The organism is Streptomyces sp. NPDC005004, from assembly GCF_053600675.1.
On the sequence record NZ_JBSGAH010000004.1, the window covers coordinates 97,329 to 117,724 of the forward strand.

General features: G+C 75.0%; 15 protein-coding genes. 6 read left to right on the forward strand and 9 right to left on the reverse strand.

The features are described 5' to 3' along the window. Nucleotides 1-12 precede the first annotated feature (12 nt). Nucleotides 13-1,935 carry a ricin-type beta-trefoil lectin domain protein gene (locus ACWEEU_RS06630; RefSeq protein ID WP_451729256.1) on the forward strand — a complete coding sequence of 641 codons (1,923 nt, stop codon included), beginning with the start codon at nucleotides 13-15 and terminating at the stop codon, nucleotides 1,933-1,935. Nucleotides 1,936-1,941: 6 nt separating this feature from the next. Here ACWEEU_RS06630 and ACWEEU_RS06635 read toward each other — a convergent pair whose 3' ends face one another. The 4 genes from ACWEEU_RS06635 to ACWEEU_RS06650 all read right to left on the reverse strand — a co-directional run bounded on the left by ACWEEU_RS06635 (nucleotide 1,942) and on the right by ACWEEU_RS06650 (nucleotide 6,129). Then, nucleotides 1,942-2,424 (reverse strand): universal stress protein, encoded by a 483-nt coding sequence (locus ACWEEU_RS06635; protein ID WP_451729259.1) that lies wholly within the window; start codon nucleotides 2,422-2,424, stop codon nucleotides 1,942-1,944. Between the two features lie 55 nt (nucleotides 2,425-2,479). Beyond that, the gene (locus tag ACWEEU_RS06640; protein WP_385741228.1) at nucleotides 2,480-3,772 is read right to left on the reverse strand and encodes an arsenic transporter; all 1,293 of its coding nucleotides are present in this window, start codon (nucleotides 3,770-3,772) and stop codon (nucleotides 2,480-2,482) included. Nucleotides 3,773-3,850: 78 nt separating this feature from the next. Further along, nucleotides 3,851-4,579, reverse strand: coding sequence for a DUF4232 domain-containing protein (locus tag ACWEEU_RS06645; RefSeq protein ID WP_451729262.1), 729 nt, complete (start codon nucleotides 4,577-4,579; stop codon nucleotides 3,851-3,853). Nucleotides 4,580-4,746: 167 nt separating this feature from the next. Next, nucleotides 4,747-6,129, reverse strand: coding sequence for a serine/threonine-protein kinase (locus ACWEEU_RS06650; protein ID WP_385741234.1), 1,383 nt, complete (start codon nucleotides 6,127-6,129; stop codon nucleotides 4,747-4,749). A 44-nt stretch (nucleotides 6,130-6,173) separates the two neighbouring features. Between ACWEEU_RS06650 and ACWEEU_RS06655 the strand changes: the two genes are divergently transcribed. Continuing rightward, nucleotides 6,174-6,722 (forward strand): RNA polymerase sigma factor, encoded by a 549-nt coding sequence (locus tag ACWEEU_RS06655; RefSeq protein WP_385741237.1) that lies wholly within the window; start codon nucleotides 6,174-6,176, stop codon nucleotides 6,720-6,722. Nucleotides 6,723-6,726: 4 nt separating this feature from the next. On the opposite strand, the gene ACWEEU_RS06660 is transcribed toward ACWEEU_RS06655, so the two are convergent. Next, nucleotides 6,727-9,153, reverse strand: coding sequence for a SpoIIE family protein phosphatase (locus tag ACWEEU_RS06660; RefSeq protein WP_385741240.1), 2,427 nt, complete (start codon nucleotides 9,151-9,153; stop codon nucleotides 6,727-6,729). A 198-nt stretch (nucleotides 9,154-9,351) separates the two neighbouring features. After that, complete coding sequence (locus tag ACWEEU_RS06665; protein WP_451729267.1) at nucleotides 9,352-11,007, reverse strand: multicopper oxidase family protein; 1,656 nt, start codon at nucleotides 11,005-11,007, stop codon at nucleotides 9,352-9,354. 151 nt (nucleotides 11,008-11,158) lie between these two features. Between ACWEEU_RS06665 and ACWEEU_RS06670 the strand changes: the two genes are divergently transcribed. The 3 genes from ACWEEU_RS06670 to ACWEEU_RS06680 all read left to right on the forward strand — a co-directional run bounded on the left by ACWEEU_RS06670 (nucleotide 11,159) and on the right by ACWEEU_RS06680 (nucleotide 13,945). Beyond that, the gene (locus tag ACWEEU_RS06670) at nucleotides 11,159-11,461 is read left to right on the forward strand and encodes a hypothetical protein (RefSeq protein ID WP_385741246.1); all 303 of its coding nucleotides are present in this window, start codon (nucleotides 11,159-11,161) and stop codon (nucleotides 11,459-11,461) included. 3 nt (nucleotides 11,462-11,464) lie between these two features. Continuing rightward, nucleotides 11,465-11,845, forward strand: coding sequence for a toxin Doc (locus ACWEEU_RS06675; protein ID WP_385741249.1), 381 nt, complete (start codon nucleotides 11,465-11,467; stop codon nucleotides 11,843-11,845). 447 nt (nucleotides 11,846-12,292) lie between these two features. Further along, a complete protein-coding gene (locus ACWEEU_RS06680) occupies nucleotides 12,293-13,945 on the forward strand; it encodes an RICIN domain-containing protein (RefSeq protein WP_451729272.1) in 1,653 nt (550 codons plus the stop codon). Nucleotides 13,946-14,113: 168 nt separating this feature from the next. Here ACWEEU_RS06680 and ACWEEU_RS06685 read toward each other — a convergent pair whose 3' ends face one another. Next, nucleotides 14,114-15,271, reverse strand: a complete 1,158-nt coding sequence (locus tag ACWEEU_RS06685) for a lactate 2-monooxygenase (RefSeq protein ID WP_451729275.1) — start codon at nucleotides 15,269-15,271, stop codon at nucleotides 14,114-14,116. Between the two features lie 171 nt (nucleotides 15,272-15,442). On the opposite strand from ACWEEU_RS06685, the gene ACWEEU_RS06690 reads away from it, so the two are divergent. After that, nucleotides 15,443-18,607, forward strand: coding sequence for a BTAD domain-containing putative transcriptional regulator (locus ACWEEU_RS06690; protein ID WP_451729278.1), 3,165 nt, complete (start codon nucleotides 15,443-15,445; stop codon nucleotides 18,605-18,607). Here the strand turns inward: ACWEEU_RS06690 and ACWEEU_RS06695 are convergent. Both ACWEEU_RS06695 and ACWEEU_RS06700 read right to left on the reverse strand, forming a co-directional pair. After that, on the reverse strand, nucleotides 18,591-19,352 hold the full coding sequence (locus ACWEEU_RS06695; RefSeq protein WP_451729281.1) for an ABC transporter permease: 762 nt from the start codon (nucleotides 19,350-19,352) through the stop codon (nucleotides 18,591-18,593). The genes ACWEEU_RS06690 and ACWEEU_RS06695 overlap by 17 nt on opposite strands. Further along, nucleotides 19,349-20,287, reverse strand: coding sequence for an ATP-binding cassette domain-containing protein (locus tag ACWEEU_RS06700; protein WP_385750827.1), 939 nt, complete (start codon nucleotides 20,285-20,287; stop codon nucleotides 19,349-19,351). The genes ACWEEU_RS06695 and ACWEEU_RS06700 overlap by 4 nt, the downstream gene beginning before the upstream one ends. Nucleotides 20,288-20,396 lie beyond the last annotated feature (109 nt).

Genomic DNA, 20,396 nt, shown 5'->3' on the forward strand with positions numbered 1-20,396 from the left:
AGGAATGCGGTAGTGAAAGGCGAAGGACCGGAGAATTTCCCTGATTTCCCCCAGTCCCGGGATTTTGCCGATTACGGCGAACACGGCGGGCGAGCTCCGGTATCGGACCGGGAGCTGAGTGCCGAGCTGAAGAACTGGACCGGAGCGGCGCCCGCGCTGCACCCCGTCGGCGAACTCCTCGACCGGCACTGGGCGGCGGGCTACGCCTACGCCCGGCTGTGCACCGCCGGGCCGCGCGCGGCCGGGATGCTCACCACCGCCGCCTTCACCCGGCTCTTCGGCGAGACCCTGCGCCAGGCCGGCCCCTCCGCCGCCTGGCGCCCCCATCTGCTGGTCACCGTGCGCCGCATCGCCGCCGAGTGGGACGGCGACGGCCGCCAGGACCTGCTCCACCCCGCGCTGCTCCCGGGCCCCGGCAGCACCGAACGCGCCGCCGCCCGGCTGCTCCCCTCCTCCGGCAGGCGGCTGCTGTCCCGGGCCTTCCAGCGGCTGCCCCAGTCCTACCGCGCGGTGCTCTGGCACGCCGAGGTCGAGGGTGAACCCCTCTCCGTGCCCGCCGAACTCCTCGGCCTGGACGAGGAGAACACCCTCATCGAACTGCGCCGCGCCCGCGAGCGGCTGCGCGAGGAGTGCCTCCAGACCCACCGCGAGCTGGCCGCCGACCCCGAGTGCGGGCGCTATCTGCGGATGCTGGACGTGACCTTCCGGCGCGGCGCCATGGACATGGACCCCGATCTGCGGGCCCATCTGGAGGGCTGCCGCCACTGCATGGAGACCGCCGAGCAGCTCGCCCGCTTCAAGCAGGGGCTCGGGCTCGCGCTCGCGGAGTCCGTCCTCGGCTGGGGCGCCGCCGAGTACCGCGAGGCCCGCGCGCACCGCGCCGAGGAGACGCCCGCCGCCCCCGCGCTCACGGGCGGCGAGGACTTCGAGCGGCCGCTCGCCGCCGTCCCCGACCTCCCGCCCGCGCACCGGACCACCGCCGCCTCCGGACCGGCCGTCCGCTCCGCGCACCGGGCCGCGCGCCGCGCCCGCCGCCGCAACCTCGGCATGGCGGTCGCCACCGTCGGCGGCCTGGTCGTCCTCCCGCTGGTGCTGTGGTCGGCGCTCGGCTCCGGCGACGACTCCGCCCGCGCCCACGGGGCCACCCCCTCCGAGGCGCCGGACACCCAGCCGCCCACGCCGGGCCCTTCGTGGGCCGGGGCGAGCACCCGGGAGGGCGCCCTGCACGGCCGGCTGCACAACGTGGCCTCCGGCGACTGCGTCGCGGTCGTCGGCAAGGCGGTCAAGGGCGCCGAGACCGAACTGGCCTCGTGCTCCTCGACGCCGTCCCAGCGCTGGACGTACGAGACCAACGGCCTGCTGCGCAGCGACGCCGCCCCCGACCTCTGCCTCGACTCCCACCTCGGCTACTCGGTCCGGCTCGCCCCCTGCTCGGCCACCGGACACACCGCTAGGAACCTCCGCTACGACTTCACCCTCCAGGGTGTCCTCGTCCCGCGCTGGGACCAGGACCTCGCCCTCACCCCGGCCGCGACCGACGGCTCGGGCGCACTGGTCGTCAAGAACCGCGAGGACACCGGGGCGCAGCACTGGGTCATGGACACGAGCCATCCCGATCCCCAGATGCAGAGCGTCGGCTGGGACGGCACCACGCCGCCCGCCAAGGGCACGAGCGGTGCCGCTCCCGGCCGGACCGCCGCACCGGTCCCGACGCGGAGCGCGCGGCCCACGTCCGGCGCGACCCCCACCGAGCAGCCCGGGCCCACCCGGGAGGGCTTCCCCGTCTCCTACCGCTGCGCCGACCACCAGGACGCCTGCTTCCGGGACGGCCACTACGGCGACCGGGACCACGGCGGGTCCTACGGCTCCTACGGTTCCTACGGGGACTCGTACGGAGGGTCCTACGGCGGCTCCTACGGGGGGCGCCGCCGCTGACGGGCGTCAGTGAGGAGGCGGGGGCGGCAGGGTCCGCAGGGACGGCGCCCGGTCCGGCCACACCAGCAGGACCGGGCAGGGCGCGTGGTCCACGGTGAAGCGGGAGGCCGGGCCCAGGCTGTGCGGGCCGAGCCGGGTGCGGTCGCCGTCGCGGGCGAGGACCAGCAGGTCGGCGCCCTCGGCGGCCGCGACGACCTCGCGCTCGACCCGCCCCGAGCGCTCCTCACGGACACAGGGGCGGCCGAGCCGTTCGGCGGCCGCCGCGAGCAGCTCCGCCGCCGAACCGTCGTTCAGCGCCTCCATCAGATCGCCCGGATCGCCCCGGCGCCCCCGACCCAGCAGCCCCGCGAACGCCCCGTGCGCCACCCCCGGCACCTCGGGTCCGCTCACGTGCAGCAGCACCACCTCGGCACCGGCCGGGGTGTGGTCGCGTACGGCGTCCACACAGGCGGGCCAGGTCCCCTCGACGAGCCAGGCGATCACACGCATCCGGTCGGGCCCCTCTCGACGTACGACGGTCGCTCTTTGACGGACCGCCGCGGCTTCAGAACAGGCTCAGCGCACCCCACAGTGCCACCACCGACACGGCCAGCGCCGAGGGCACGGCGATCAGACCGAGCCGGGTGAACTCGCCGAGGTTCACGCCGTGGTCGTGCTGGTGCACGATCCGCCGCCACAGCAGGGTCGCGAGCGAACCGGCGTAGGTGAGGTTCGGGCCGATGTTCACCCCGAGCAGCACCGCGAGCACGGCGCCCGCGCCCGCCGGAGCCGCCAGCGGCAGCAGGACCAGGACGGCGGGCAGGTTGTTGATCAGGTTCGCCAGGACGGCGGCCAGCGCGGCGGTGCCCAGCAGCGCGAGCAGGCCGGTGCCGCCGGGCAGTACGTGCTTCAGCGCGTCCGCGAGCCCGTTGTCCACGACCGCGCGCACCACCACGCCGAGCGCCAGGACGAACGCCAGGAACGAGGGCGCCGCCGCCCGTACGACCGTCAGCGGGGTCGCCTGCCGCCGGATCAGTGCCCGCCCGGCCAGCACCAGCGCACCCGCCGCCGCGACCCACGCCGGGTCCACGCCGAACCCCGACGCCACCACGAACCCGGCCAGCGTGCAGCCCACCGTCACCAGCGCGAACAGCGGCAGCGGCGGCTCCTCGCCGGTGATCCCCGCACCCGGCGCCGAGACCGCCAGATCCCCGGCGAAGAACCGCCGGAACACCACGTACTCCACCCCGATCGCCGCCAGCCAGGGCAGGGCCATCAGCGCCGCGAACCGGGTGAAGCTCAGCCCGCTCGCCGCGAAGGCCAGCAGGTTCGTCAGATTGGACACCGGCAGCAGCAGCGAGGCCGTGTTGGACAGATGCGTACAGGCGTACACCTGCGGTTTCGGCCGTACGCCCGTGCGTGCGGCCGTCGCGAACACCACCGGGGTCAGCAGCACGATCGTCGCGTCCAGGCTGAGCACGGCCGTGATCACCGAGGCCAGCGCGAACACCGCCGTCAGCAGCCGCACCGGACGCCCCCGCGACCAGCGCGCCATCCACGCCCCGCACGCCCGGAACAGCCCCTCAACGTCGCAGAAGTGGGCCAGCACCAGCACCGCCGCGAGGAACCCCACGACCGGGCCGAGCCGGGCCACCTCCTCGCGGGCGTGCTCCGGCGGGATGACACCGAGGGCGATGGCCAGTCCGGCGGCGGGCACCGCGAGGACGGCCTCCGAGCGGCCGAAGGGCCGTACAACCGCCCAGGCGAGCACCGCCACGAGCAGGACGGCGGACAGGGCCTCGGCGAGCGGGGTGTTCAGGGCGTTCCTCCGGGTCGGACGGGATCGGTGCCTGCCCATGAAAACAGATCACGGGCGGGACACCGGGCGCCGGCCGGGCGCGGAGCACCGGGCGCCGCAGAACGTGTCTCGTGCCGGTCAGGGCTGGCTGCCCGGCCGGAACACGCTCAGGAAGACGGACGAGGAGTTGCCGCCGACCGGCACCGTCCCGGCCGACCACGCCACCTTCAGCGAGTCCCGCTCGTCCGGCGGGGTGACCACGAGCGCGGCGGGCCGCGCGGTGTCGGCGCCGCTGATCTCCGGGTTGGAGAAGGTGAGCCCCGCCCAGGCGCTCGCCCCCGGCCGCAGCGTGACCGTCACCGCGGAGCCCGAGGAGCGCTTCGGGTCGGGACCGAGCTGCTTGCCCGAGGCGTCGACGAAGGCCGCGCCCGGATAGCCGTGCACCGTGCAGGTGCGGGACGACTTGTTGGTGAGCACGACGGGGAAGTTCTCCTGCCCGGCCCCCGGGTCGTTGCCGCCGACCGAGGCGCGCAGCTCGGAGGTGTGGCACCGGGAGCTCGCGGCGGGCTTGCCGCCCGGCGTCACGTCGCCCTTGGTGCCGTCGTCCTTCGTGCCGTCGCCGCGCCGCGACTCCCGCGGCTCGGCGGTCGAGGACGCGTGCCTGCCCGACGGGGTGGCCGTCGCGGCCGACGCGGGCGGGGAGGCGCCCGGGGACCGCTCGGTCGCGGGCGCGGCCGTGCCCGACTCCGTCTTCACCGGTTCGGCGCGCACGCCCTGGCCGCCGCCGCAGGCGGTCAGCAGACCCAGTACGGCGACCGACCCCGCGATGAGGGCCCCGCGCCGTGCGGAGGGAGATGAGTTCGCCATGTCGCTCGACACTCCTGGTACTCGCGGCACGCGCGGTACGCGTGCCTCCGGCGCCGGGTGCGCCGTCACCACACTCCGATGCGCGGACCGGGGGAAAAGTTCGGAGCGCGCGAAGAATATTTTCCCGCCCCCGGTCCTTTCGTGCCCCGTCGGACCGTCGGATCCGCTCAGCCGACCCGCAGCGAGCGCAGGACGGCGTCGGTGGCGTCCCCGCCGCCCTTGCGGCGCACCTGGACGTACACCTGCGGCTCGTCCGCGCCGTCCGCCGGGCGCAGCGCCGACTCGGTGACCGAGCCGCCGTCCGGGCAGTCCCCCCAGGTGCGCACCGTGCCGCGCCAGGCGCCCCCGGTGAAGGCCCGCCCGCCCGCGTCCCGGCATCCCGCGTGGGTGAGCGCGCCCACCCGAGCCGCCACGTCCCCGCCCCCGGCCACGCCGACGAACACGCCGTCCACCGCCGCGCCCAGGTCCGGCCAGCGCTCCAGGTCGCCCGCCACCACCAGCCCCGGCTCCTGTCCCGGGGGCAGCCCGATCGCCGCCGGGTTCCAGCCCGAGTCACGGACCTCACGCGCCCACCCGGCGGGCACCTGGACGCTGATCCGCCCCGAGGCGTCCCGCACCCGCACCGGCCCGGCATCCCCGGCGGCGGGCCGGTGCAGCACCAGGGCCACCGCCCCGGCGGCCACCCCCAGCGCCACCGTCCCGGCCACGACGGCGTACCCGGCGCGCACCCGGCGCGGCCACCGCCGGTGCCCGCGCCCGCCGCCGTCCGCCAGCCGCTCCAGCTCGTCCGCGAACGCCGCCGCGTCCGGCCAGCGCCGTTCCCGGTCCGGCTCCAGGGCCCGCAGCAGCGCCCGCTCCACGTCCGCGCCCAGTCCGGGGCGCAGCCGCCCCGGCGGCACCACGCGCCCCGGCGGAGCCGGCACGGTGCCGGTGACCAGCTCGTAGCCCACCGCGCCCAGGCTGTAGACGTCGGCGCGCGCGTCGATGCCCGCCCCCGGCTCGGCCTGCTCCGGCGGCTGATAGCCCGCCGAGCCCGCCGCCAGGGTGAGCACGGACGCCTGCGCGAGGCTCTTGGCCAGGCCCAGGTCCGCGAGCAGCAGCCGCCGCTCGCCGTCGGGCGCGGTGTGCAGCAGCACGTTGGTCGGCTTGATGTCGCGGTGCACGATCCCCGCCTCGTGCAGCGCTGCCGCCCCGCGCGCGGCCTGCGCGGTCAGCCGCAGCGCCTCCGAGACCGGGCGCGGACCCTCCGTCAGCAGGTCGGCGAGCGTGCCCCCGTCGGCGTACTCCATGACGAAGTACGGCCTGCCGTCCGGGAGTTCACCGATGTCGTAGACCTGCACCAGACGGCTGGAGGAGGCGCGGCGCAGCAGCTTCGCCTCGGACAGGAACCGCTCGCGCACGTCGAGCCGGTGCGCCCAGTTGTCGGCGAGCACCTTGACCGCCACCGGGGCGTCCAGCTCGTCGTCGTGAGCGAGCCACACCGTGGCGAAGGCTCCGGTGCCCAGGACCCGTTCCATGCGGTGACGGCCGATCCGCTCCGGGGGATGCATACGACTATCATGCCTGGCCTGAGATCGACTTCGAGGGGGCAGCGGTGGGGGACGAGCCGACGGCCGAGGACCTCGCCCGACTGGCCGCGGCCGGTGACACGGCCGCGCTCGACCGGCTCCTGGCCGAACTGCGCCCGGAGGTGATGCGCCGCTGCGGCCGCTTCCTGCCGTGCCGGGAGGACGCCGAGGAGGCCGCGCAGGACGTGCTGCTCCAGGTGGCCCGGCACATCACCGGCTTCGAGGGCCGCAGCCGCTTCAGCACCTGGCTCTACACGGTCGTCGCCAACTGCTGCCGCCAGAAGTACCGCGAGCTGCGCCGCCGCGCCGCCGAACGGCCCGTCCCGCCCGCGCGCCCCGAACCCGTCGACCCCCGCACCACCAGCGTCATCGCGGGCTCCCGGGTCGACCTCCTGGAGGCGCTCGACCGGCTGGAGCGCGAGTATCCGCATCTGGTCGCGCCGCTCGTGTACCGGGACATCTGCCATCTGGACTACGCCGAGGCCGCCGAACGGGCCGGCATCCCGCTCGGCACCCTCAAGTCCCGTCTGCACGAGGCCCGCAAGCGGGTACGGCCCTGGCTCAGCGGCTACTGAGCGGCTACCGGCCGTCCTGCTCCGACCGCCGCCCGTCCTCCGGCAGGGTCAGCTCCGCCCAGATGGTCTTGCCCTCGGCGGTGTGCCTGCTGCCCCACCGCTGGGTCAGCTGCGCGACCAGCAGCAGACCCCGGCCGCCCTCGTCGAAGGTCTTGGCGCGCCTGAGGTGCGGGGCGGTGTGGCTGGCGTCCGACACCTCGCAGATCAGCCGGTCCGCGTCGTGGATGAGCCGCAGCCGCACCGGCTGTGAGCCGTAGCGGATCGCGTTGGTGACCAACTCGCTCACCACCAGCTCCGCCGTGAACGCCGCCTCGCTCAGCGACCAGCGCTCCAGCTGCTCCCCGACCTCCCTGCGCACCGACGCCACCAGCGCCGGGTCGTCCGGCACGTCCCAGGTGGCCACCTGATCGGCGGGCAGGGCGTGGGTGCGGGCCAGCAGCAGAGCCACGTCGTCCGCCGCCTCGCCGCGCGGCAGCAGGGCGTCCAGGACCCGGTCGCAGGTGGCCTCCAGCGCCTCGCCGCGGCGCTCACCGAGGCGCCGGGCCTCGTCGCCGAGCACCTCGAACAGCAGCTGCCTGCCCCGGTCCCCGGCGCGGTCCCGCGAGGCGACCAGACCGTCGGTGTACAGGGCGATCACCGTGCCCTCGGGCAGTTCCACCTCGGCCGCCTCGAAGGGGAGCCCACCGAGGCCCAGCGGGGTGCCTGAGGGCAGGTCGAGTTCGCGGGGCGGTTCGCCCGGCTCCAGGACCACGGGCGGGGGATGGCCCGCGCGGGCCAGCGAACAGTGCCGGGACACCGGGTCGTAGACGGCGTAGAGGCAGGTCGCCCCCACCTCGCCGCCGCCGTCGCCGCCCGACTCCTCGTAGAGCCGGACCACCAGGTCGTCCAGGTGGGTGAGCAGCTCGTCCGGGGCCAGGTCGAGGTCGGCCAGCGTGCGCACGGCGGTGCGCAGCCGGCCCATCGCCGCCGACGCCTGCACCCCGTGGCCCACCACGTCCCCGACGACCATCGCGACCCGCGTCCCGGACAACGGGATCACGTCGAACCAGTCGCCGCCGACCCCGGCCCGGGCAGCGGGGAGGTAGCGGGAGGTGGCTTCCACGGCGGCGGTGGGCGGCAGCCGCCGGGGCAGCAGGCTCCGCTGGAGGGCCAGGGCGGTCTCGCGCTCGCGGGAGTAGCGGCGGGCGTTGTCGAGGCAGACGGCGGCGCGCGTGGTGATCTCCTCGGCCAGCAGCACGTCGTCCGACGTGAACGGCTCGCGGCGCCGGTGCCGGCCGAGCACCGCCACCCCGAGTGTCGTGCCCCGGGCGTGGATCGGCACCGCCATCGTGGCGTGGATGCCGAACTGGCGCACCCGCTCGCCCCGCTCGGTGCTCCAGGTCAGCCACTTGTCCAGATCGCCCGCGGCCACCGTGGCGGTGACGGTACGGCCGATCAGCAGCGCGGCCGCCTGCGGGGCGAACTCCGGGTACGCCTCGGAGCCGCCCGGCTCCGCCACCGCCTCCGGCTCGCCCTCCAGCACCGACCGCTGGGCGACCCGGCGCAGCGGCACGGGTGCCACCACCCGGCGCGGTGGCTCGCCGCCGTGCTCGGTCGGGTCCAGCAGGTCGATGGTGACGAAGTCCGCGAGCACGGGCACGCACACGTCCGCCAGCTCCCGCGCCGTGCGGGTCACGTCCAGGGAGGTGCCGATGGCGAGGCTCGCCTCGTTCACCAGGCGCAGCCGCTGCCGGGCCCGGTGGCCCTCGGTGACGTCGTGCGCGGCGACGACGACGCCCCGCACCCGGCCCGCCGGACCGGTGACCGGCGCCATCCGGGCGAGCCAGACCCGTCCCGGTCCGTCGCCCGCGCCACCGGCGAAGACCCGCAGGTTCAGGGGCTGACCGGTGGTGAGCACCTGGAGCATGTCGCGCTCCAGCTCCTCGGACTGCGGCAGCCCGCCCATCTCGGTGATCCGCAGCCCGCGCACCCGTTCCTCGGGCAGGGCGGTGACCTGGGCCATCGCGTCGTTCATCCGGCACAGCCGCAGCTGGTCGTCGTACACGGCGACGGCGCAGGGGGACTGGACCAGGCCCGCCTCGGCGAGCGGGTCGCCGGCCGGCGGCGGGGCGGCGCCGGTGGGCGGGGCGAGCACGAGCCAGTCGCCGGCGCCGTGGCCGTCGGCCGGGCGGCGCCGGGCGAGCAGCCAGACGGGGACCGTGCGCCCGTCGCTGTGGCGCAGGTCGAGCGTGCCGTCCCAGCGGACGCCGGAGGGGAGCGGCCCGGTGCCGTCGTCGTTCGCGAGCAGGCCGGCGGCCGGGCGGCCCAGGACCGCGTCGGCCGGGTAGCCGAGCAGACGCCGGGCGCCCTCGTTCCACTCCAGCAGTGTTCCGTCGTCGGCGATCACGGCCCGGGCCGTCGCCGCCTCGTCGAACGGATAGCCCCGGCTCATCGTCGCCACTCCCAAGCGCGTGCGCGCAGAGTCGACAGGCGCACCTCCGCCACCCAGCCTAGGCCCTGTCGGCGAACCCCCGCCTGCTGTGCGGGACCGAGCGGGGCACGGGTCGCCCGGCGCCGCCGCCGGGGCGAGCGGCCCCGCCGCGGCGCCGCCTCGCAGGAAGTCGGTTCCACCGGCACTTTCGCGCCCCGCTCAGGTGCGGTAGCCGAGGATCGTCATCATGCCGCTCTCCGAGTGGTACTGGTTGTGGCAGTGCAGCATCCACAGGCCCGGGTTGTCGGCGTCGAAGTCGAAGACCAGCTTGCGGTGCGGCAGGACCACCGCGGTGTCCTTGCGCGCGCCCACCGCGTCGAGGCCGGTCATCGCGAAGGTGTGGCCGTGCAGATGCATGGGGTGCCACATGTCGGTGGCGTTGATCAGGGTGACCCGCACCCGCTCCCCGGCCCGCACGGGGTGGCGCTGGCGCACGTCGTACGGCTTGTGGTCGAAGCTCCAGTCGAACCTGCCCATGTTGCCCGTGGCCTTGATCCGCAACCGCCGGTCGGGCTCGCGGTCGTCCAGGGCGACCGCGTCGGCGGGGCGCAGCCGGCGGGCGGGGATGATGTTCCCGTCCAGCTCGTCGGGGTGCACGTCGGGGAGAGGAACGGTTCTGCTCTTGTCGGTGCGCAGGACCGCGATGGCCTGGCCGTTCTTGCCCTCGGCCTTCGCCACGAGCGGGAAGACGCCGTCCTTCGCGGTGACCAGCACGTCGTAGCGCTCGGCCATGCCCACGAGCAGCGCGTCGGTGTCGCAGTGCTGCACCGGGTAGCCGTCGGTGTGCGTGACCGTCATGGTGTGACCGCCGAGCGCGACCCGGAAGGCGGTCTCGGAGCCCGCGTTGATGATGCGCACCCGGATGCGCTCGCCGGGGCGGCAGCGGAAGCTGGTGGGCTCGCCCGGGCGGCGGCCGTTGACGAGGTAGACGGGGAAGTCCACGCTGCCGCCCATGCTGTGCAGCAGGCGGCTGTGGGAGTGGTGCAGCCTGCGGTCGGGGCCGTTGTCCACCTGAGTGGGGCCGGGATGCGCGGAGGCACGGGCGGACGGGTGCGCGGACGGGTGCTGGGGGCCCATCCCCATCCCCATGTCCATGCTCATGCTGTCGCGCGTCGCCGAGTTCGGGATCAACTGGCGGAGCACCTTGTCGGGGGTGGAGCCGTTCACCCCGTCGAGCCAGTCGTCCAGGATGACGACCCACTCCTGGTCGTAGGAGAGCGGCTCGCGCGGGTCGTCGATGATGAGCGGCGCGTACAGCGCGCGGTCCGGCTGCATCCCGACGTGCGAATGGATGAAGTACGTCCCCGGTTCGGCGGCGGTGAACCGGTAGGTGAAATCGGTCCCGGCGGCGACGGCCCGCTGGGTCAGCCCCGGCACGCCGTCCATGTCGCAGCGCAGCCGGATGCCGTGGAAATGCAGGGTGGAGAACTCCGGCAGCCGGTTGGCGAAGCGGATGCTCAGCACGTCCCCCGCGGTGGCGCGCACCAGCGGCCCCGGGAGCTGGTCGTGGTAGGCCCACGAGCGCACGCTGCGGCCACCGAGGTCCAGCGTGGTCTCCTTGGCGGTCAGCGCGACCATGCGCACCCGGCCCGAGCCGCGTCTGCGCTCGGCGGCCCGGACCTCCGGACCCGACGGGTCGACATATCCCTCGGGCCCCGGGGGGACGAAGGCCTTCTCGGCCGCCGCCGCGCCGCTCGGTCCCGGTCCCGGTCCCGGCCGCGGGTCGGTGCCTGAGTCCGTGCAGGCAGCCAGGAGACCCGCGCCGGCGGCAGCGAACGGGGCTCGGAGCAGGGTACGCCGCGAAGGTGTGTGCATGAAGGAAATAAGACACTTTTTGTGCTCATATGTGATGGATCTGCGGCGGCGCGTCCGCTGGTGTCGGGCCCGCGCCGCTCTCGGTACCGGCGGAAAAGGTCCTCCAACTGGCGGAATTTACGGGTAAGTACCCGCGCTGTACCGTGAGGCCATGCCAGCTCTGAATGTGGAGTTCAGCGAGCGCGAACTGGCCGACCTGCGCCAGATCGCCAAGGAGCGCGGTACGTCGATGAAGGCCCTCGTCCGCGAGGCCGCCGCCGCGGGTATCGCCCGGCACCGGGCACTCCAGGAGGGCGCGGAGACGTTCCGCACCTTCTTCGCCGCCCACGCGGGGGAGTTCGCTGCCGCCTTCCCGGACGACGAACCGCCGCCCGTGCGCAGCGCCCCCGCACCGGCGCCCGCGCCCACGTCCGCCTCCGCTCCCGCCTCCTCCGCCGACGGCGAGGCCGCCTGAGCGATGCCGTCGCCCGTCATCCACATCGACGTCCCCTGGCTGCTGCGGCGGTACGAGGAGGTGCTGCCCGGGGCGGCGGCGGTCGGGGACCTGTCCGTACTGGTCGCCGCCGTGGCCCGGCACCGGGTGGAGCCCCCGGGGCCCGGGGTGGAGGCCGACGCCGCGTGGCGGGCGGCCGCCCTGCTGCACACCCTCGCCGTGCTCCGGCCCCTGCCCTCCGCCAACGCGCGCTTCGCGTGCGCCACCGCCGTCGCCTATCTGGCCGTGAGCGGCGCGCGCATCGACCCGCCGCCGGGCGCCCTCGCCGGACTCGTACGCGATCTGCGCTCCGGCGCGGCCGATGTGTACGGTGCGGCCGGCCGGCTCCGTTCCTGGCAGATCTGACACCGCCCGGCGGACGGGGGAAGCCGTCGTGACCGCCGGCCGGGGCGGTGGGAACGGACCGGCCGGCCTGCCCCGTGCGCGGAACCGCCGTTCCGCCGGGGGCCTTCCGGGAAGGACCGGGACCAAGTCCACACCGCCCCGCCGCCCGGCGGCAGCGTGCGCGGCGGGGCGGTGGGTGCGCGTGTTTCACACGGGGCACGAGACAACACACCCGCTCAGGGTTTCGAAGACTTCCTTTCAAAACCGGTGATGTGGGACGGGCGCCTTGTTGCTTGTGCAGAAGTTGTGCGAGGGTTGACACACCCGCGCGGGGGGTAAGGTCCGGGGCCGCTTCGGCAGTTGAGGAACCGGGGTGGGGACGACGCCGGTGACTTCCCGCTCCCGTGCGCACCCCGGAGGCTCGCTCCCGGCTCCCACGCACCGCACGCGCCAAAGGAAACCGCTCAAGTGACCACCCCCCGACCTTCCCGGCCCCCGTACCCGCACGGCGGCGACCCGGGCGAGTCCGACGAGTCGCTCGCCGCGCCCCTGCGCGCCGGTTCCGACGCGGAGGCGTCCCGCTCCGCCGCCCTGCTGATGGCCCGTCACTGGCAGCCCGCCACCGACTACGCCGTCATCTGTCTGGCGACGTCGGGGCCCCTGGCCCACATGGTCACGGCGGCCGCCTTCCACCAGGTCCTCGACCGGCTCCGGTTCGGCGAACCCGCCGTGGCCCTGCGCCCCCGGCTGCTCCTCACCGTCCGCGACACCATCGTGGACTGGGCCGCCGCCGACCGGATCACCGACGCCCTGCCCGGGCTCGGAAAGCCCGCGGGCGGACGCGGGATGCGCGCGGCCAAGTCGCTGACGCCGGAGAACCGCGCCCTGGCCGAGCGCTCCTTCCACGCGCTGGCCCCGCTGGAACAGGCCCTGCTGTGGCACACCGCCGTCGAGGCGGAGCCGGTCGCCGTCCCGGCCGTACTGCTCGGGCTCGACGAGGCGAGCGCCCTCGCCGCGCTGGAGCAGGCCCGGGAGCGCTTCCGCGAGGGCTGTGTGCGCGCCCACCGCGAACTCGCCCCCAGCGCCGAGTGCCGCCACTACAACCGCCTCTTCGACGTGCCGATCCGCCGGGGCGGCGACCTGCTGCCCGACGTACGCAGGCACCTCGCCTCCTGCGCCTACTGCCGGCACGCCGCCGAACAGCTCGGCCAGGTCGACACCGCGCTCGGCGCCCTGCTCACCGAGGCCGTCCTCGGCTGGGGCGCCCGCCGCTACCTCGACTCCCGCCCCGGCCGCTCCGGGTCCGCCACGGCGTCCGGCACCGCCCGCCGCCCGGGCGGGCGCAGGCGCGGCGGCAAGCGCGGGGCACCGGTCGGGGGCGGCGAGGCAACGGGCCGCCGCCGGGGCGGCGAGGGTCCGCTCGCCCGCGTCGCCGGGGTCCTCTCGCCCAAGGTGGTGCTCACCGGCGTCGGGGTCGCCTCCGCCGGGCTCCTCGTGACCGTGCTCGCCGTCGGCGCGTGGCCGGGCGGCGGGGACGGCACCTCGCAGGTCGCCTCCACCGGCGCCAAGCCCGCCGCCGACCCCCGCTCGGCGCAGCCGTCCGACGGCACGTCACCGTCCGCGCCCGTCGGCACGCCCACCGCCGTGGCGGTCCCCACGGCCGGGCACCCCTTCCGGCTGCGCAACGTCGGCGCCGACCTCTGCCTGAGCGTCAAGGGCGAGCCCCGCGCCGGCGCCGCGACCACGCTGGCGCTCTGCTCCGGCGACGCCGTCCAGCGCTGGACCTACGACGCCGACGGACTGCTGCACAGCGCCGCCGACCCCCAGCTCTGCCTGGACTCGCACGCCGACCCCGGCGTGGTCATCCTCGGCACCTGCGTCGACGCCGGCACGGACCGCGCGGACGACGTGCGCTACGACCTCACGGTGCGCGGCGAGCTGCTGCCCCGCTGGGACCGCACCCTGGCCCTCGCGGCGGCGGACACCCGGCCCGGCTCCGACATCGTCGCCGCCTTCCGCGACCGCTCCTCCGGCCAGCGCTGGCTGACGGACACACCGTCGGCGAGCCCCGACTCGCTGTCCATATCGGGGGCTTCGGAGCCGCCGCGCCAAGGGGCGTAGTACCTGCGGCGCTTCGGCCGGGGAACAAGGTGTTCCTCACCTCCGTCGGGTGCCGGTTCGGTGCGGCTGGTCGCGCTCACGGGGTCGTGGCCGCACATCGGCACGGGTCCGCGCCCCTTGGGGTTGCCGTGCCCTCGGTCGACCGAGAAGCCGTACTCCGCCCTCGGCTCAGCCCAGCGCGTCCGGGCCGAGCGTGGACACGGAGGCATGGCCGGAGAGGGCCATCGTCAGGTCCAGTTCCGCGAGCAGACAGCGGATCACGTGGTCCACGCCCGCCTGTCCGTCGAGACCGAGCCCGTACACGTAGGGGCGGCCGAGGAGCACCGCACCCGCGCCCAGGGCGAGCGCCTTGAACACGTCGTCACCGGTGCGTATGCCGCTGTCGAACAGCACGGTGAGCCGGTCGCCGACGGCCTCGGCGATCCGGGGCAGCGCGTCGGCCGCCGCGACGGAACCGGCGACCTGGCGGCCGCCGTGGTTGGAGACCACCACCCCGTCCATCCCCGCGTCGGCGGCGAGGCGGGCGTCGTCCGGGTGCAGAACGCCCTTCAGCACGATCGGCCCGTCCCAGTGCTCCCGCAGGAACGCCAGGTCCGGCCAGGTGTGCCCGGCGTCCCCGAACAGCCCGAGGAAGTGCAGCACGGCCGCGTTCGGGTCCTCGTGGACCGGCCTTGCGAGCCCCGCGCGGAACGCCGGGTCGGTGAAGTAGTTGGCGGTGCCGACCCCGTGCAGGAACGGCAGGTACGCCCGGTCCAGATCGCGCGGGCGCCAGGACAGCAGCGGGGTGTCCAGCGTGACCACCAGCACCGAGTACCCGGACGCCTTCGCGCGGGCGAGGAAACTGGCCGTCACCTCACGGTCGCCGCCCCAGTACAACTGGAACCAGCGTTCGGCGTCCCCCATCGCCTCCGCGACCTCCTCCATCGGCGTGCTCGACGCCGACGACAGGATGTACGGCACGCCCCGCGCTGCGGCGGCACGGGCGGCCCCGGACTCCGCCTCCGGGTGCATGATCGACAGCACTCCCACGGGAGCGAGCGCCAGCGGCGCGGGCAACGTGCGCCCCAACACCTCGACGGACAGGTCCCGTTCGCGTACGTCCCGCAGCATCCGGGGCACGATCCTCCGCCGCTCCAGCGCGTCCCGGTTGGCCCGCGCCGTGCTGCCGTCCCCGGCGCTCCCCGCGACGTACCCCACCGGACCCGGGCCGAGCCGGTGCTCGGCCAGCTCCTCCAGCCGGGACAGATCGGTGGGGAGCCGGGGGACCGCACCGGTCATCCCGTTCAGATAGATCTCGTACTGGAAATCCGCCCACTGCCCGACCATGATCCGGCTCCCTCCACTCGACACGGACATCCGGCCCTGCCAGGACCGGCGTTGATCCTAGGCGGAGGGGAGCCACTGGTCAGGAGCCGGGACGCGACCCCGGGAACGCGGGGGAGCCGGGGGCGGCGCCGGCCCGCGGACGCCCGCTCCCGCCCGTGGCAAAATCGGCGGGTGCAGATCGGGATACTGGGGCCCTTGACGGTGCGCGCGGACGACGCCGGCCCGGTCGAGGTGCCGGGGGCACGGCTGCGGGGACTGCTGGCCGCGCTGGCGCTCAGGGCGGGACAGGTGGTCCCGAAGGCGTCGCTCGTGGACTGGATCTGGGGCGAACACCCGCCCGCGGACGCCGCGAACGCGTTGCAGCGGCTGGTGTCCCGGCTGCGGAAACTGCTGCCGGACGCGGCGATCGAGGGGCGTATGGAGGGGTACCGGCTGCGGGTCGAGCCGGACGCCGTGGACGCCCTGCGGTTCGAGCGGCTGGTCGGCGAGGCGCAGGGGCGGGACGCGCTTGGGCGGGTGCGGCTGCTGCGGGAGGCACTCGGGCTGTGGCGGGGCGCCGCCCTTCAGGACGTGGGGCTCGGCGGGGGTGAGGCGTTCGACGCCGTCGTGGTGAGGCTGGAGGGGCTGCGGCTGACCGCCACCGAGGAGCGGGCCGAGGCGGATCTCGCGCTCGGGCGCGGGGCGGAGACGGTCACGGAGCTGACCGGTCTGGTGGCCGCGCATCCGCTGCGCGAACGGCTCGTCGCCGCGCTGATGCGCGCCCTCGTCGCGGCCGGGCGGGACAGTGAGGCGCTGCTGGTGTACCAGCGCGCGCGGGAAGCCCTGTCCGAGGAGCTGGGGGTCGATCCCTCGCCCGACTTGGCCGCGCTCCATGTCTCCCTGCTGCGCGGTGAGCTGACGCGTCCCGAGAGCCGGAAGACCAATCTGCGCGCCGAGCTGACCACGTTCGTGGGGCGCGGCGAGGACGTCGAGGCGGTCCGCGGGCTCGTCACCGAGCACCGGCTCACCACCGTGATCGGCCCCGGAGGCGCGGGCAAGACCCGGCTCGCCACCGAGACCGCGCGCACGCTGCTGCGTGAACTCCCCGACGGAGCCTGGCTGGTGGAGCTGGCCGGGCTCGGCGCCGACGGCGACGTGGCACAGGCGACCCTCTCCGGGCTCGGCCTGCGCGACACCCTGCTCGGCGGCGCCCCGCACGCGGAGCCCGTGGACCGGCTCGTCGCCGCGATCCGCGAGCGCGAGGCGCTGCTGATCCTGGACAACTGCGAGCACGTCGTCGAGGCCGCGGCTCAGTTCGCCCACCGGGTCCTCGGGGAGTGCCGGCGCCTGCGCGTCCTGGCGACCAGCCGGGAACCGCTCGGCATCACCGGCGAGGCCCTGTGGCCGGTCGAGCCGCTGGCCCTGCCGTCGGCGGACGCCGCCCCGGCCGAGATCGCGTCCGCACCGGCCGTACGGCTGCTGCGGGACCGGGCGCTCGCGGTGCGCCGGGACCTCGCGGGCGACACCGGCACGCTGGCGACCATGGCGCGGGTCTGCCGGGCGCTCGACGGACTGCCGCTGGCCATCGAGCTGGCCGCCGCCCGGCTGCGCACCATGTCCGTCGACCAGCTCGCGGGCGGTCTCGACGACCGCTTCCGCCTGCTGACCGGCGGCAGCCGCACCGCCCTGCCCCGGCACAAGACCCTGCGCGCTGCCGTCGACTGGAGCTGGGAGCTGCTCTCCGACGCCGAACGGGCCGTGCTGCGCAGGCTCGCGGTGTTCTCCGGCGGGGCGAGCCTGGAGGCGGCCGAACGGGTCTGCGCGGGTCCCGGCGAGGAGGTCGCGCGCGAGGAGGTCTTCGAGCTGCTCACCGCGCTGACCGAGAAGTCGCTGCTGCGCGCCGAGGGGGACGGTGCCCCGCGTTACCGCATGACCGGCACCATCAAGGAGTACGCCGGTCACCGCCTGGCGGAGGCCGGGGAGGCGGACCTCGCCCGCCGGGCACACCTCGCCCACCTCACCGAACTCACCGAGACCGCCGAGCCGCACCTGCGCCGCGCCGGCCAACTCCACTGGCTGGCCAGGCTGGAGGCCGAGCACGACGACATCGCGGCGGCCATGCGCGGCGCGCTCGCGGCCGGGGACGCGCAGGCGGCGATGCGGCTGGCGGCGGGCGCGGGCTGGTACTGGTGGCTCGGTGGACACCGCGCCGAGGGCATGGAGCTGATCACCGCCGCCACCGAGGTGCCCGGCGAGGTCGCCGACGAGGTCCGGGCCACGGTGTACGCCCTGTACTCGATGTTCGCGACCTCCGGGCGGGGCGACGCGCAGCAGGCCGCGGAGTGGATCCACGAGGCATACCGGATCAGCCGGGCGCTCAAGGGCGGTGGCCACCCGGCACTCGGCCTGGTCGGGGCGATGGAGCGGCTGCTGCGGGACCCCGGGGAGGCGCTGACCGCCTTCGAGCCGCTGCTCGCGGACGAGGACCCCTGGGTGCGCGCCCTGGCCCGGCTGCACATGGGCAAGATGCGGATCGTGCTCGGGTGGAGCGGACGGGACGCGGACGCCCATCTGGAGGCGGCGCTCGCGGAGTTCAGGGCGCTCGGGGAGCGGTTCGGGATCGCGTTCGCGCAGACCGAGCTGGCCGACCGCATCGCCATGCGCGGCGAGTTCGCCGCCGCCTGCGCACACTACGAGCAGGCCGTCGCGGTCGTCACCGAGGTCGGCGCGGCCGAGGACGTCATCCGGATGCGGTCGCGGCAGGCCCAGTTGTGCCGGCTGCTCGGGGACCGGGAGGCGAGCGCCGCCGCCTTGGCCGAGGCGCAGCGGTGGGCCGAGCGGGTCACCTGGCCGGATGCGCTGGCCGAACTGGCCTTCGCCAAGGCGGGACTCGCCCGCTGGGACGGCGACGCCGAGGAGGCGCGCGCCCAACTCGACTCGGCGACCGCCCTGTTGCGCGACGAATCCGGACTGCCGCACATCCGGGCGATCAGACACGACCTGCTCGGCCACCTCGCCGTCGACCTGGACGAGGCCCGCGCCCACCGCACGGCGGCCTGCGCGGCGGCGGCCGAGTCGGGATACGCACTGGCCGTCGCCCAGGTGCTCGTCGGTGTCGCGGACCTCGCGCTGCGCCAGGGGAAGCCCGAACAGGCCGCCCGGCTGCTCGCGGCGAGCGCGGAGGTGGGCGGCCTGCGGGACCGCTCGAACCCGGACACGGACCGGATCGAGCGGGAGGCCCGCGACCGCCTCGGTGACGCGCGGTACGCCGAGGCGGCCCGGGAGGGGACCCGGACCGACTGGCGCCGACTGGCCGAGGCCGTGCTCGCCCCGCCCGGGGTCACGCACGCTTCTTGAACGTGGAGACCGCCCACGCGTAGCCGACCACCGCGAACCCGGCACACCAGGCGAGAGCCGCCCAGGTGTCGCCACCGGAGGGGTGGCCCGTCAGCAGCCCGCGCAGCGTCTCGACGATCGGCGTGAAGGGCTGGTACTCCGCGAACTGCCGTACGCCCGCGCCCATCGTGTCGGCGGGCACGAACGCGCTGCTGAGGAACGGCAGCATGATCAGCGGCACGGTGGCCAGGCCCGCCGACTCCACCGTCTTCGCGGCCAGCCCCAGGGCGACCGTCAGCCAGCTCACGGCGAACCCGAGCAGCAGCATCACGCCGATCGCGCCGAGCCACTGGAGAAGGCTCGCGTGCGGACGGAAGCCCATGGCGAAGCCGACGCCGATGATGACCGCGTCCGCGATCAGACCGCGCACGGTCGTGGAGACGACATGCCCGACGAGCACGGCGCCGTGGGAGACGTCCATGACCTTGAACCGGTTGATGATGCCCTTGGTCATGTCGCCGTTGACGGCGGCGGCCGTCGGACCCAGGCCGTAGGTGAGGGCCATGACGATCAGGCCCGGCACCGCGTAGTCGATGTACTCGCCCCGGACCTTGAAGGCGCCGCCGAAGACGTAGACGAACATCGCCATCATCACGAGCGGGAACAGGACCGCCTGGAACAGGGTGACCGGATTGCGGAGCGTGTGCTTGAAGTTGCGGCGCAGCATGACCGCCGCGTCGGCCAGCGGCATCGTGGAGGTGCTCACTTGGCGGTCACCTCCGTGTGCGCGCGGCCGGTGAGGGCGAGGAAGACGTCGTCGAGGTCGGGGGTGTGCACGGAGAGCTCCTTCGCGTCCAGCAGGTGTTCGTCGAGGCGGTCCAGCAGGGCGCGCAGCGACCGGGAGTCGCCGTCGCCGGGGACCCGCAGGGTCAGTTCCTGGTCGTCGCGTACGGCGCCGGGCAGCACCCGGGCCGCCGTGTCGAGGTCGGCCGGGGCGGCGAAGCGCAGCCGGACGTGGGTGCCGGGGATCTGGCGTTTCAGCTCCTCGGGGGAGCCCTGGGCGACCAGGCGGCCGTGGTCGAGCACCGCGATCCGGTCGGCCAACTGGTCGGCCTCCTCCAGATATTGAGTGGTGAGGAGGATGGTGGTGCCCTCGGCCACCAGCTCGCGGACGATGTCCCACATCGTGCGGCGGCTGCGCGGGTCGAGGCCCGTGGTCGGCTCGTCCAGGAAGATGATCCGCGGGTTGCCGACCAGCGTCATCGCCAGGTCCAGCTTGCGGCGCATACCGCCGGAGTAGGCGGAGGCCAACTCGTCGGCCGATTCCGTCAGATCGAACCGTTCCAGCAGCCGGGCGACCACCTCGTCGGCCGGGCGCACCCGCTTGAGGTCGGCCATCAGACGCAGGTTCTCCCGGCCGGTCAGCAGCTCGTCCACGGCCGCGAACTGGCCGGTCACGCCGATGGCCGCGCGCACCTGACGGGTCGCGGTCGTCACGTCGTGCCCGGCGACGTACACCGTCCCGGCGTCGGGCTTCAGGAGGGTGGTGAGGATGTTGACGGTCGTCGTCTTGCCCGCGCCGTTCGGGCCGAGCAGGGACAGGACGGAGCCCGCCGGGACGTCGAAGTCGATGCCGTCGAGGACGGCTTTGCCGCCGTACGCCTTGCGCAGTCCGGAGACCGCGATCGCTGAGTTTCGCATGACGCCAAGGTGGCGGTCGCCCCTGACACGGCGCCGCCACGCCCCTGACACGGGTGCGGGGCCCGTGTCACCACGGACCCCGCACCGTCACGCCCGTACCGTCGTCGCC